This window comes from Thiomicrorhabdus heinhorstiae (assembly GCF_013391765.2).
Lineage (GTDB): Bacteria > Pseudomonadota > Gammaproteobacteria > Thiomicrospirales > Thiomicrospiraceae > Thiomicrorhabdus > Thiomicrorhabdus heinhorstiae.
Genome location: NZ_JACBGI020000005.1, coordinates 1 through 12,370 on the forward strand (window position 1 = coordinate 1; position 12,370 = coordinate 12,370).

11 protein-coding genes, 1 tRNA gene and 1 rRNA gene are annotated in these 12,370 nt (G+C 48.1%); 9 read left to right on the plus strand and 4 right to left on the minus strand.

What is annotated here, in order from left to right; translation table 11 throughout:
* Positions 1-4: 4 nt before the first annotated feature.
* The 6 genes from rrf (at position 5) to fabB (ending at position 4,082) form a co-directional block, all read left to right on the plus strand.
* Positions 5-119: ribosomal RNA gene (gene rrf / locus H8792_RS04395) — 5S ribosomal RNA — on the plus strand.
* Between the two features lie 394 nt (positions 120-513).
* A complete protein-coding gene (locus H8792_RS04400) occupies positions 514-1,323 on the plus strand; it encodes a biotin--[acetyl-CoA-carboxylase] ligase (RefSeq protein ID WP_194947646.1) in 810 nt (269 codons plus the stop codon).
* Entirely contained in the window at positions 1,320-2,087 is a 768-nt protein-coding gene (locus tag H8792_RS04405) for a type III pantothenate kinase (RefSeq protein ID WP_185977728.1), read from the plus strand. Before H8792_RS04400 ends, H8792_RS04405 begins: the two co-directional genes overlap by 4 nt.
* A 49-nt stretch (positions 2,088-2,136) precedes the next feature.
* Positions 2,137-2,212, plus strand: a tRNA-Thr gene (locus tag H8792_RS04410).
* A 130-nt stretch (positions 2,213-2,342) separates the two neighbouring features.
* Positions 2,343-2,858 carry a 3-hydroxyacyl-[acyl-carrier-protein] dehydratase FabA gene (gene fabA / locus H8792_RS04415; protein WP_185977729.1) on the plus strand — a complete coding sequence of 172 codons (516 nt, stop codon included), beginning with the start codon at positions 2,343-2,345 and terminating at the stop codon, positions 2,856-2,858.
* Positions 2,859-2,861: 3 nt separating this feature from the next.
* On the plus strand, positions 2,862-4,082 hold the full coding sequence (fabB, locus tag H8792_RS04420; protein WP_185977730.1) for a beta-ketoacyl-ACP synthase I: 1,221 nt from the start codon (positions 2,862-2,864) through the stop codon (positions 4,080-4,082).
* 108 nt (positions 4,083-4,190) lie between these two features.
* Here fabB and H8792_RS04425 read toward each other — a convergent pair whose 3' ends face one another.
* Genes H8792_RS04425 through ftsY form a run of 3 tightly spaced genes read right to left on the minus strand, consistent with a single transcriptional unit; the run spans position 4,191 to position 6,923 of the window.
* Positions 4,191-4,787 carry a transglycosylase SLT domain-containing protein gene (locus tag H8792_RS04425; RefSeq protein ID WP_228766941.1) on the minus strand — a complete coding sequence of 199 codons (597 nt, stop codon included), beginning with the start codon at positions 4,785-4,787 and terminating at the stop codon, positions 4,191-4,193.
* Between the two features lie 4 nt (positions 4,788-4,791).
* Positions 4,792-5,760 carry a DUF2914 domain-containing protein gene (locus H8792_RS04430; RefSeq protein ID WP_185977731.1) on the minus strand — a complete coding sequence of 323 codons (969 nt, stop codon included), beginning with the start codon at positions 5,758-5,760 and terminating at the stop codon, positions 4,792-4,794.
* Positions 5,761-5,768: 8 nt separating this feature from the next.
* On the minus strand, positions 5,769-6,923 hold the full coding sequence (ftsY, locus tag H8792_RS04435; protein WP_185977732.1) for a signal recognition particle-docking protein FtsY: 1,155 nt from the start codon (positions 6,921-6,923) through the stop codon (positions 5,769-5,771).
* A gap of 165 nt (positions 6,924-7,088) precedes the next feature.
* Between ftsY and H8792_RS04440 the strand changes: the two genes are divergently transcribed.
* Both H8792_RS04440 and H8792_RS04445 read left to right on the plus strand, forming a co-directional pair.
* A complete protein-coding gene (locus H8792_RS04440; protein WP_228766942.1) occupies positions 7,089-8,486 on the plus strand; it encodes a M16 family metallopeptidase in 1,398 nt (465 codons plus the stop codon).
* Positions 8,486-9,796, plus strand: coding sequence for a M16 family metallopeptidase (locus H8792_RS04445; RefSeq protein ID WP_228766943.1), 1,311 nt, complete (start codon positions 8,486-8,488; stop codon positions 9,794-9,796). Before H8792_RS04440 ends, H8792_RS04445 begins: the two co-directional genes overlap by 1 nt.
* A 70-nt stretch (positions 9,797-9,866) precedes the next feature.
* Here the strand turns inward: H8792_RS04445 and H8792_RS04450 are convergent, their stop codons facing one another.
* Positions 9,867-11,588 (minus strand): lysophospholipid acyltransferase family protein, encoded by a 1,722-nt coding sequence (locus tag H8792_RS04450; protein ID WP_185977733.1) that lies wholly within the window; start codon positions 11,586-11,588, stop codon positions 9,867-9,869.
* A 176-nt stretch (positions 11,589-11,764) separates the two neighbouring features.
* Between H8792_RS04450 and H8792_RS04455 the strand changes: the two genes are divergently transcribed.
* Complete coding sequence (locus H8792_RS04455; protein ID WP_185977734.1) at positions 11,765-12,367, plus strand: SAM-dependent methyltransferase; 603 nt, start codon at positions 11,765-11,767, stop codon at positions 12,365-12,367.
* The last annotated feature ends 3 nt before the right edge of the window (positions 12,368-12,370 follow it).

The window sequence follows — 12,370 nt, forward strand, 5'->3', positions numbered from 1 at the left end:
ATTGCTTGGTGAACATAGCAAGATGGAACCACCTGATCCCTTCCCGAACTCAGAAGTGAAACGTCTTAGCGCCGATGGTAGTGTGGGAGGTCCCATGTGAGAGTAGGTCATCGCCAAGCTTATATCCTAAAAAACCGCTATCCCTTAATTGGAATAGCGGTTTTTTTTTGCATTCGAAAAATGATTTACGTGAGGCCGTTCCTGCACATCCATGTGCCCTCGCCATTTGCACTCCTGTTCTTCAAGTAGGGCGAGACGCGTTAAGAAATTCATCCTAACGGATGAATTTTAGCAAGCGAGCGACCAGGCCTCTGTGCTGGGTCATCGGCAAGCTTTTACACCTATAAGAGCGCTACCATCCGATCAGGTGTATATCCTAAAAACTTCTTACCCTGACTAAGGGGCGGTAGTTTTTGTCTGGATTTTTCTTTGAATAAAAAAGATATTTGCAGACTTAGTTTAGTTTATTTTGCTTTCTGCTTATATTCGGGCTATTCTTTAATCTTTTAATTTATGCTTAATTTAGAACGATTAGAAATTCTCTTAAACGCACGTCTTCCCAGTGTCTCCTCCTATTTGTTTGAGGAGATCGATTCAACAAATGCATTCTTAAAAACCGTCGCGAAACAAAATTTAGTTGAATCTGTATGCGTCGCAAATTTTCAGGCAGCGGGGTATGGTCAGCGTGGTCGAAATTGGTTGTCAAACGGGGATTCATGGACTTTTAGCCTGTTGGTTAAGGTTGGCAGGCCTGTTCATAAATTAGCCGGTATTGCGCAGTATATAGCGCTTGAGACAGCTTTGTTTTTAGAGACTGAGATAAGTGGTAAGTTGTTTTTAAAGTGGCCTAATGATCTGTTTTGTTCGGAAGGAAAAGTCGGTGGTATTTTGACCGAAGTCGTTTCTTACTCGGAGGGGAATTGTTGGCTGGTTATTGGTATCGGATTAAATTTTTCAGAGCAAAATTTATCTCTTAAAACCACTGTGGATGCAGGTGACAGTTCTGCCTTGTCTTATCCTGTCGGTTTTTTGATTTTGAAAAATGATCTTGAAGACGAAGTTGTGCTAGCAGGTCTTCTGCAACACCTTTCTGCATGCGTAGGTGGTTATGCAGACGAAAACTCTTCCTGGATTAGGCGTTTTAAAAAATTGGATTATTTCTCCGTTGATCAGAAGGTTATTGTGTATGATAGCGGACAGTCGAAAATAGGCCTGTATAAAGGATTAGCTGACAATGGAGAAGTGTTGGTAGAGATTGACGGCGAGATAATGAATTATCAGAGCGGTATGACATCAATCCGGGCTATAGAAAAAGAATTATGAATAAATTATTTTTAGATTTAGGCAACTCAAGAATTAAATGGGCGTCGGTTTACGACGATGAATATGAGTACGGTGGTGCGGAATCGATAGAAAACTTCTTCGGTGATGGCAATGAGCGAATTCTTGAAGAAATCGGTGAACCAGATGAGGTTTATTTCACTTCTGTTGCCGGTGAAGAAGTTATTGATAACTTAAAGACTTTCGTTCAAAAAAATTGGCGATTGATTCCAATCCAAATGAGTGCGCAAAAAGATTGCTGCGGTCTGGTTTCCGGTTATACAAAACCGTCGGCTTTAGGTGATGACCGCTGGATGGCAATGCAGGGCGCTCTTGGTTATTATTCTGATCCCTGTATTGTTATTGATGCCGGTACTGCCTTGACTATCGATGCGATTCTGGATGGTCGCCATCTGGGTGGCTTTATCGTTCCTGGTTTGAAAAGCCTGCGTTCCGCTTTGGCAACTGACACGGCCGATTTGCAAATGATCGACTCTTTTGAATATTCAGAAGAAGGTGATGAAAATGAAACCTTGTTGGCCAAAGACACAAATTCGGCCATTCTTGGCGGAACTTTGTACATGACTGCCTCCTTTATAAATCAGGTGATTCACGATTTGAATGAGCAGGTCGGAACAAGTTTTAAAGTTGTGCTTACCGGCGGCGATTCAAGTCGTTTGAAATCGTTGATTGATTGCGATGTAAACTGGGTGCCTGACCTTGTCCTACAGGGAATGGTCAATATTGAAGAATGCATAAAAAATTGATGAAAATTTGTTGACAGAGCAAGCTGTTTGCTTATAATACGCCCATCTCGCCGACATAGCACAATTGGTAGTGCAACTGATTTGTAATCAGTAGGTTGGGGGTTCAAGTCCCTCTGTCGGCACCATTATTCTAAAGCCCGTAAAATCTCGGTTTTACGGGCTTTTTTGTATTCCGGAAACCGGGCGACGAATTGTACTGTCTTTGCGCAAACTGTTATAATGCCTAATATTTTTTATTCAAAACTGGAAACGTGAATGGAACAACAGTCTAGTTATACAAAAGAAGAACTTTTAGCTTGCGGACGTGGCGAGCTGTTTGGGCCAGGCAACGCTCAACTTCCACTTCCTCCTATGTTGATGTTTGATCGCATCACGAATATTTCCGAGGTAGGTGGTGCTTACGGAAAGGGCGAAATCAGAGCTGAATTGGATATAACTGAAGACTTGTGGTTTTTTGAATGTCACTTTAACCAAGATCCGGTTATGCCGGGTTGCTTAGGTTTGGATGCGATGTGGCAGCTGATCGGTTTCTATCTTGGTTGGACCGGTGGTCCAGGGCGTGGACGCGCTTTGGGTTCAGGAGAGGTTAAATTTTACGGTCAGGTATTGCCGACTGCCAAAACAGTCGAATACGTGATCGATATCAAGCGCGTGATTAAGCGTAAGCTTTATATGGGACTTGCAGATGCCAGATTATTTGTCGACGGACGCGAAATTTACAGCGCGGCGGATCTGAAAGTCGGATTATTTACAAATACGGATAGTTTTTAAGTTATGAAAAGAGTCGTTATTACGGGTATTGGGATTGTTTCCAGTCTTGGGAATAATAAAGAAGAAGTTACTGATTCTTTACGTAACGGACGTTCAGGTATCGTATTTGCTCCGGAATATGCTGAAAACGGCATGCGTTCTCAGGTGCATGGAGCGATCAAAAATTTGGATTTTGCCGATCATATCGATCGCAAGCAGTTACGTTTTATGGGTGATGCGGCTGCTTACAGCTATATTGCCATGCAACAAGCGGTTGAAGATTCAGGCCTGGCTCCGGAACAAGTCTCTAATCCGAGAACCGGTTTGATTGCCGGTTCCGGCGGTGGGTCGAACTCCAACTCTACAGAAGCTGTTGCGATCGCCCGTGAAAAAGGTGTGCGTCGAGTCGGTCCTTATATGGTAACCCGGACTATGGGGTCGACCGTATCAGCCTGTTTGGCGACTCCTTTCAAGATTAAAGGGATCAACTACTCAATCAGTTCTGCCTGTTCGACTTCTGCGCACTGTATCGGTACGGCCGTTGAGCAGATTCAGCTTGGCAAGCAGGATGTTGTTTTTGCCGGTGGCGGTGAAGAGTTGCACTGGACCATGTCGGTCCTGTTCGATGCGATGGGCGCTCTGTCTACCAAATACAATGAAACTCCTGACAAGGCTTCGCGCGCTTACGATGCGGATCGTGACGGTTTCGTTATTGCCGGCGGCGGTGGAATGGTCGTTGTTGAAGAGCTCGAACACGCTTTGGCTCGCGGCGCAAAAATCTATGCGGAAATTACCGGTTACGGTGCCAACTCAGACGGCTACGATATGGTAGCTCCTTCCGGTGAAGGTGCTGTCCGTTGCATGCAGATGGCGTTAAACGGTGTTGATGGAGCAATCGATTACATTAATCCGCATGGCACTTCCACACCGGTTGGTGATACCAAGGAAGCGGCAGCTATCCGAGAAGTGTTTGGTGGTAATGTACCGAAAATCAGTTCAACCAAATCGATGTCCGGCCACTCTTTGGGTGCGGCTGGTGTTCACGAGTTTATCTATAGCCTGTGCATGCTGGAGAATGACTTTATCGCTCCGTCGATCAACATCGAAACTCTGGATCCTGAATGTGAAGGCATGCCGATCGTTACCCAATTGGTTGAGAACGCCGGTTTGAATCGCATCATGAGTAACAGCTTCGGTTTCGGTGGAACCAATGCTTCACTGGTTTTCGAGCGTTATAATGGCTGATACTTGTTTATAGACAGGAGGTCTCCGTCTATATACTCGAATGAGAATAAAAAAACCGAGCATAAGCTCGGTTTTTTGTTTTAGGAATCTTGGAAAATGTCGGGGCTCTTAGCGACAATTAGCCGATTGTTTTTTGTACAGGTTGGCGCGGGTCGAAACCTTGCTGGCGACCTTTTTCAACCAGGCTTTGCCGTTGTAAGTTTTACGCTTATAACCGCCGTGCCCTTCATGGTAGGCGAGATATAAGTTGTATGCGTCGGTTTTAGCGATTCCCAGCAGTTGATGAGAGCGGTTGTTATACCAACCGATGAAATCCAGAGCGTCGTCGATATCGTCGCGATCTGCTCCCCAGCGGCCGGTAGCTTTTTGGTAATCGTACCAGGCTTCATCCTGGGCTTGGGCATAACCATAAGCACTGGAAGGCCGTGGCAGCGGAATAAAACCCAGAAAATAGGGGCGATCAGGCTGGGCATCCGGCTGAAAACGGGATTCTTGATGCACGAAGGCCATCAAAACATACGGTGGAATTCCCCAGCGATCATATGAATCTTCGGCAGCATCGTACCAATCATCGTCGAAGTAGTAGATCGAACAGAGATTGTCGTGAGTGCTTTTCGGCGGTGGTCCGCTGCTACAGCCGGCAAGAAGCATCGAGAGAGCGGTAATCAAGTGCAAACTCAACCAGAGTCGAAATGACGGTTTCATTTTATTATTGGGCTCCGTAAGTAAACGCTTTTCGGTAAACGACCTGGCGTTTCTCGTTCAACACTTCCACATACCACTGTCCTTGCCAGGCACTGGTGAAGTTTTTACTTGACCAGGTTCTGAATCCGCCGGGTTGGATGTTAAGTGCGATTGTCGCCATGATTCTGTCTTGATAACGCCAACGGTGATAGATGGTTTGCGGTCGATCTACCTTGAGGTTGGTGAAAAACTTAAGAGAACGTACATATTTAGGGACCTGATTGTCAAAATGCTCGGTCGGCTCGTGGCCACGAATGTCAGTGGTTAAGACGGCTGCTTTGACTTTGATCGGACTGGCAACGATTGGCGGTAAATCGGTCTTGCCGGCCTGAGTTTCGGCAAATTCCTGACGGTTAAGCTCCGCATCTTTTCTGGCTTCGGAACTGAGTAAACTCAGGCTGCTTGCGGTTTTTTCCTCTTCGGACTCGCTCACCGGGCTTGGTGCAGGTTCAACGGTTTCACTGCTTTCCGGAGGCGTTGCCGGCTCTGTTTGCACCGGCAAGCTCTCTTCCAGCGGTGCAGGTGTTATAGATGAGGACTCTTGTGCTGATTGCGCTGGCTGATTAATGGAGGGCGGAGGGAGTTCCGTCAGGGCCTGAGTTTTGAGTTCGGCTGCGGATGATGCATTTTCTGGCACCTTGTCTTTGTTTACGTCTTTGATAATCAGCGCTGCGGTTAGAACCCCTGCAAGTAGAGTGATAGAGGTCCAAATTGCCCGGTATTTCCATGGGTTGTTACCTTGCTCCGATTGAACCGGCGTGGACATCTCATCTTGGGCCTGTTCCCAACCTTGCATAAAATAGCCGCGCATGACGTCGTCTCGGCGGACAGTGCCCGGCATGCTGGTCAGCTTTTTGCCTTCGGTGGCGGCGCGGTACCCTTTTTTAAAGGCGTAAAGATAATTGGCGTTTTGTGTGTCCGGTAATCTCATCATGGCTGCCGCTATTCGGAATCGTTTTCGAATAATGCCTCAGTAAACTGTTTGCTGTCAAACGGTTTCAGGTCGTCAATCGATTCTCCGACACCGATGTAGCGGATCGGAATCTGGCACTGTTCCGCCAGCGCAAAAATGATCCCGCCTTTTGCGGTTCCATCCAGTTTAGTCAGGGTGATACCGGAAACAGCGACCGCTTCATGGAACTGTTTGGTTTGGTTCAGAGCATTCTGTCCAGTGCCGGCATCGATGACCAGCATCACTTCATGCGGGGCCGTATCGTCAACCTTGCCGATCACGCGCTTCACCTTTTTCAGTTCTTCCATTAAGTTGGACTGAGTATGCAGGCGTCCTGCGGTATCGGCGATTAGAACATCGATGTTTCTGGCTTTGGCAGACTGTACCGCATCGAAAATAACCGCTGCGGAATCAGCACCGGTTTTTTGAGCGATTACCGGAACATTGTTACGTTCGCCCCAAGTTTGCAACTGCTCAACCGCTGCGGCGCGGAAGGTATCGCCGGCAGCCAGCATGACCGATTTACCTTCCAGCTGGAATTTCTTAGCCAGCTTGCCGATGGTCGTGGTTTTGCCGACGCCGTTGATGCCGACCATTAGGATGACATAAGGTCCGCCGTTGCTTTGCAGGAATTCATCGATTTGCAAAGGGCGAGCCATCGGGTCGATCAATGCCTGTAGTTGTTGTTTGAGCGAGACGATCAGTGCGTCAGGATCTTTTAATTCCTTACGCGAGACCTGGTCGGTCAGATTGCGGATGATCTTATCGGTCGCCTCTACGCCGACGTCGGCGCTTAACAGGATCATTTCCAGCTCTTCAAGCAGGTCGTCGTCAATCTCTTTGCGGCCCAGAACCAGGGTTGCCAGACTGTCGGTAAAGCTGCGGCGGGTTTTACTCAACCCCTGTTTTAAACGGGCAAAAAATCCTTTCTTTTCCGGTTCGGCATCCACTGTCTCGGCGGGTAATTCAACGGATTGCTCAACCGGCTGTTCATACGGTTGTTCAAAGTTTTCAGCTGGTGTTTCCTGTGCAGGAGATGGTTGGGATTCTACCTCTTCGACGGTTTCAGCCAGTGTTTCTTCTACAGCCGTTTCCTGAGGCTGATCTTCTGGCGTGTTTTTTTTGCGGCGCAAAAAACTTAACATTCACTGTGTCCTGTTCAAGATTTATTTAATACTTCAATTTCAATGATTTCGCTATTATAAAACAAATCCAGTACAGGATGTTTGGTGGCTTGGCGCCCTTGTGCTCTGTAAAAGAACATTCAATAGCCTTGTTTAGAATATCCAATAAAGAAGAGTTACACAGTTATGTTCAAAGCATCATCCCGCAAATTTGCGTTATCAATTTTTGCCATGCTGGCATGCGGGTTTTTCAGTTTATCAGCCCAGGCGAAGCTGTCCGAATTTACCCTGCAAAATGGTTTGAAAATTGTTGTCAAAGAGGATCATCGTGCTCCGGTAGTGGTTCATCAAGTCTGGTATCGGGTCGGTTCCAATTATGAACCGAACGGCATAACCGGTATTTCGCATATGCTTGAACATATGATGTTCAAGGGAACCGCAAAGCTCAAGCCGGGTGAGTTTTCCAAACTGGTTGCCCGCATGGGTGGCGAGGAAAATGCCTTTACCACCAATGATTACACCGTTTACTATCAGGTGGTCGGGAAACAGCATCTGGAAGACGTTATGCGTCTGGAGGCGGATCGAATGCGTAATTTGCAACTGGATGCCAAAGAATTTGCGACCGAGCGGCAAGTAGTGACCGAAGAGTGGCGCTGGCGTGTGCAGGATCGCCCTGAAAGCAAGTTGTATCAGGCATTTAAAGCGATGGCATTTGTTAACAGCCCGGAGCATCATCCGGTAATCGGCTGGAAATCGGATATCGATTCCTGGTCTTTGGATGATTTAAAAAGCTGGTATCAGCGCTGGTATGCGCCGAATAATGCGACCTTGGTGGTAGTTGGTGATGTCGATACGGACCATGTTTTAAATCTGGCAAAACGCTACTATGGCCCGGCCAAAGCGGAAAGCATCGAAGAGCTGAAGCCGCAAGTCGAACAGGCGCAGCTTGGGGAGCGTCGCCTGAAAATGAAGGGCGCAACGCAACTGCCGAACTTGCTGATCGGGGTTCATGTTCCTACCTTGAAGAGTGCCGAGAATGCGCAGCAACGCCAGGAAGTGTATGCATTAAGCTTGCTGAACGACCTGATTGATGGCGACGATTCCTCGATTCTGACCAAAGAGTTGGTTCGCAAGCAAAAATCGGTAGTCAGTGCCAGCAGTTATTACGACCCGACCGAGAAGTTATCCAGTCTATTTACTTTTGAAGCCACGCCGTCTTCAGGGTTTTCCAGCGAAGAAGTCGAGAAGCGCTTCTGGGAAATGATCAAACAGCTGCAGGACAAGCCGGTTTCAGAAGCTGCTTTACAGCGAGTGATGGCACAGACCGAAGCGAATTACGTCTATCGGCAGGATTCCATGCGAGGTCAGGCAATGTTGTTGGGCAGTCTGGTCAGTGTTGGATTGCCGTTGGACACCATCGATCACTGGTTGTTGAATCTCCGGAAAGTGACGCCGCAACAGATTCAAGCGGTTGCCAAGAAATATTTCGATCCAGAAAAAGCCACGGTGGCGATTTTGTTGCCGAATGGTGAAAAACCGACAAGCGCACAACAGATGAGTTTGCAGACTAAAGGAGTGCACTGATGATGCAGAGAGTTCAGTTGCAACTAACCTTGCTATTTCTGGGGTGCCTGCTTAGCTTTCAGAGTTTGGCGGCGGTTAAGATCCAAAGCTGGCAAACCTCGCAGGGCGCCAAGGTCATGTTTGTGGCCGCTCCGGAGTTGCCGATGATGGATATGCGAGTTGCTTTTGACGCCGGTTCTGCCCGTGACGGCGAGAAATGGGGGCTGGCATCGATGACGGCCGCTTTGATCGGCAGTGCGACCGCAACACGTAATGAGAACCAGATTTCCGACGGTTTTAATCGTTTGGGATCGGAGTTTTCGCAACAGGCCGGACGTGATTCAGCCGATTTCTCGTTGCGCTGTCTAAGTCGCGAGGACATAAGGAAACAGGCTCTGGCGCAATTCTCAGAAGTACTCGGTAAAGCGCGTTTTGACGATAAGATTCTGCAAAGGGAGCGTAGTCGTTGGCTGGCTATGTTGAAGCAGAAGAACTCGCAACCGCAAGTTCTTGCTTCCGATCTTCTATGGAAGACGCTGTATGGAGATCATCCTTATGCCCATTCGTCGGATGGAACGATGCAGACGGTAGAAACGATCAAGCAAGCTGATCTGCAGGCATTTTATCAGCGCTATTACACGGCGAGTAATGCAGTGATTTCTCTGGTCGGTGATCTGGACCGAAAGCAGGCGGAACGGATTGCCGAGCAATTGGCGCAAGCCCTGCCGCAAGGTACGAAGCCGAAAGCATTGCCGCCGGTGGAAGAAATGAAAAACCCGCAAACGCTGATGCGCGAATTTCCATCGACACAGACTTATATTTTAAATGCGCAAAAGGGTATTAAACGCGGAGATCCGGACTATGTCGCTCTGTTCGTTGCCAATGAGGCTTTCGGTGGCGGTGGTTTCGGCTCTTATTTGATGGATGAAGTTCGCGAGAAGCGCGGTTTAGCCTATAGCGTTTACAGCTATTTCGCACCGATGAAACTGGCCGGCCCGTTTACCATCGGTTTGTCGACTAAGAACGCTTCGGCAAAGCAGGCGCAGGAGGTGGTCGATCACAGTTTGCATACTTTCGTCGCAACGTTAAACGAGGAACGCTTGCAGGAGATCAAAGATAATCTGATCGGCGGTTTCCCGCTCAGAATGGATAGCAATGCTAAGCTCGTCGCTTATATTTCCATGATCGGTTTTTACGGCTTGCCGCTGGATTATTTGCAGTGGTTCCCGCAGCAGGTAGAAAAGCTAAGTCTGCAGCAGGTGATCGATGCCTGGAAGAAACACATCGGTAAATCGCCGATGCTACGGGTTATGGTAGGAGAGCCGAAATAGCAAGTTGAAAAATGGCTGACGAATCAAGGAGGATCGGCAACAGTGTGTCGTCCTCCGGTCAGCAGATTGCTTAAGCCTGACCCATATAGCGTTCGCGTTTTTTGCTTTTGATCTTATCGATTTCGACAAAGATAAAGGCGTCGATGCAGTCGTTAAAATCCGGGTCGACACTGAAGTCGATAAAACGACAGCCTTTGTCGTCACACAGTTCGGCATACTGTTTAAACAGAGTCGGAACCTTAACCCCTTCCAGCGCTAACAGCGCATTAAGCTTTTTGTAAGCTCCCTGATAGTCGCCGCTGAATTCGGTTTCTGCAATCGCCTGACTGGCTTTGTTGAGCTGGAAGGGGCGTTTCCCTTCGGCTAGTGTCTGATGATCGCCGAACTGCTGCAGATAGAATCCGCTGATCAGCTCTTTGGCCTGCTGTGGATAAGCGTTCGACAAGCTGACCGGGCCGAACATATAACGGACTTGCGGATTCTTGACTAGGTAGGCGCCGATACCGAACCACAGGTAATCCAGACTGCGTTTTCCCCAGTACTTCGGTTGCACGAAACTACGCCCCAACTCCAGAGAGTCTTTTAACAGCGGTTGAATATCTTCTTTCAAGTTGAACAGAGTTGAGGTGTAGAGTCCTTCAATGCCTTTCTTTTCAAGGATGGTTGCGCATTCGCCAATGCGATAAGCGCCGACGATTTCCAAATCGTTTTCATCCCACAGCACCAGATGGCGGTAAAGTGCATCGTAAGCATCAAGGTCGCGTTGCTTGCCGGTTCCTTCTTCGACGGTACGGAAGGTTAGTTCGCGCAAACGGCCGATTTCGTGCATTACTGCAGAATCGGCATCATAGTCAAACAGATAGATTTTCTTACCGTCGGAGGTTTCACCGAGTAATTCAGAAGCCGCCAGTTCCTTTTTCAACGCCTTGCGGTCAACCGGATGAGCGACGGTTTCTAAGGTTTCCAAAAAAGGTTTCTTTTTTAGCTTTTTCGGTTTGCCGAGGCGATACAGATGTTTGCGGAAGCGGTTGGCGAGTTTTTTACCCTGAACTTCGGATTCCGCTATCGCCTTGGCCGGGATCGCTTTGCCGATATGAAATTCGATACGCTGTTCGCGTTTATTGAACATCTCTTGTACCAGCATCAGAGTTCCGAGTGGCTTATACAGAGTTGATAGACTGTAGAAAAGTGCGGAGTTCTTTGCATCGACGTAGATCGGTAATACCGGGGCGTTGGTTTTTTGCGCCAGCTTAATAAAGCCGGTTTTCCAGATTCCGTCGCGAACACCGTTTGGGCGGATGCGCGATACTTCGCCGGAAGGGAAGATAATCAGAGCCTGCTCGTCCTCCAGGGCCGTGACCATGTTTTTGAACAAGCTTTTATGACTGGCGCGCTGGGAAAAATTATCCACGGCAAGAAACAGTGATTTCAACGGATCGACATGTGAAAGCAGTTCACTGGCTACGATGCGCACGTCGGGACGAACGCTGCGTACCAGCTTTAACAGTGCCAGGCCGTCCAAAGAACCGATCGGATGGTTGGCGACGATAATGACACGGCCTTCCGACGGAATATGGTAGAGGTCTCGGTGGTTTACCTGGTAACTGAAATCAAAATGATCGAGGACATGATCAAGAAATGCGAAACCTTTCAGGTGTCGGTTGGCTTCAATGAAGTCGTTAATTTCATCTTCGTGTAACAACTTCTTTAACAGTTTTAAAACCATTTTGTAGACCGGTTTTTGTTCTAAGGTCGGCCATTTTTCTTTGATTGCGTTCTCAATATGAATCATAGGTCGCTTTTTTCGAGTTGGAATAAATCAGCGTAATTCTGCGCCTGGACTGTGACTGGTGCGTGACGTTTTGATGACGTTGAGATGACAAAATGCAGTAACGGGTTTTGGGGAGGCGGGAAAGCTGTTTTATAATGCGGGTTTCCTAATAAAATCTTGCACCGGAGTTTTTAGTAATGTGGGATCAGCGATATGCCGTCGACGATTATGTTTACGGTACCGAAGCGAACGATTTTTTGAAACTGGCGATACAGCGTCTGAATCCACAAGCCGGGCAGAGAGTCTTATGTCTGGCGGAAGGAGAAGGGCGTAATGCCGTTTACCTTGCCGAGCTGGGATTGGATGTTCATGCTGTTGACGCATCGAAAACCGGTTTGCAAAAGGCCCGGTCCTTGGCAGAGGCAAGAGGAGTGGAAATCGGCACTGAGGTGATCGATCTGGCAGATTATGACTTGGGCGAGCAACGTTGGGATTATATTGTTTCTATCTTTTGTCACCTCCCGGAAGCCTTGAGAGTCGAAGTGCATGCCAAGGTATGTCGAGCATTGAAACCCGGTGGACACTTCATCCTTGAAGCTTATCGACCGGAGCAGATTGCATTTGCCAGCGGAGGCCCGAAAGACCCGAGCATGATGATGGACCTGTCCCGCTTGCAGTGCGAGTGTCAGTCGCTGGAGTTTGTTTCGGCCGATGAAATCGAACGAGAGGTGCATGAAGGGGAATTGCATACTGGGATGGGAGCAGTGGTCCAATTGATTGCGATGAAATCCACAGGGTAAAAG

Excerpts from the sequence above, each read along its gene's own strand:
- H8792_RS04440 (WP_228766942.1), top strand. The coding sequence starts at position 7,089 with ATGTTCAAAGCATCATCCCGCAAATTTGCGTTATCAATTTTTGCCATG.
- H8792_RS04405 (WP_185977728.1), top strand. The coding sequence starts at position 1,320 with ATGAATAAATTATTTTTAGATTTAGGCAACTCAAGAATTAAATGGGCG.
- H8792_RS04430 (WP_185977731.1), bottom strand. The coding sequence starts at position 5,760 with ATGATGAGATTACCGGACACACAAAACGCCAATTATCTTTACGCCTTT.
- H8792_RS04425 (WP_228766941.1), bottom strand. The coding sequence starts at position 4,787 with ATGAAACCGTCATTTCGACTCTGGTTGAGTTTGCACTTGATTACCGCT.
- H8792_RS04445 (WP_228766943.1), top strand. The coding sequence starts at position 8,486 with ATGATGCAGAGAGTTCAGTTGCAACTAACCTTGCTATTTCTGGGGTGC.
- H8792_RS04450 (WP_185977733.1), bottom strand. The coding sequence starts at position 11,588 with ATGATTCATATTGAGAACGCAATCAAAGAAAAATGGCCGACCTTAGAA.
- ftsY (WP_185977732.1), bottom strand. The coding sequence starts at position 6,923 with ATGTTAAGTTTTTTGCGCCGCAAAAAAAACACGCCAGAAGATCAGCCT.
- fabB (WP_185977730.1), top strand. The coding sequence starts at position 2,862 with ATGAAAAGAGTCGTTATTACGGGTATTGGGATTGTTTCCAGTCTTGGG.
- H8792_RS04455 (WP_185977734.1), top strand. The coding sequence starts at position 11,765 with ATGTGGGATCAGCGATATGCCGTCGACGATTATGTTTACGGTACCGAA.
- fabA (WP_185977729.1), top strand. The coding sequence starts at position 2,343 with ATGGAACAACAGTCTAGTTATACAAAAGAAGAACTTTTAGCTTGCGGA.
- H8792_RS04400 (WP_194947646.1), top strand. The coding sequence starts at position 514 with ATGCTTAATTTAGAACGATTAGAAATTCTCTTAAACGCACGTCTTCCC.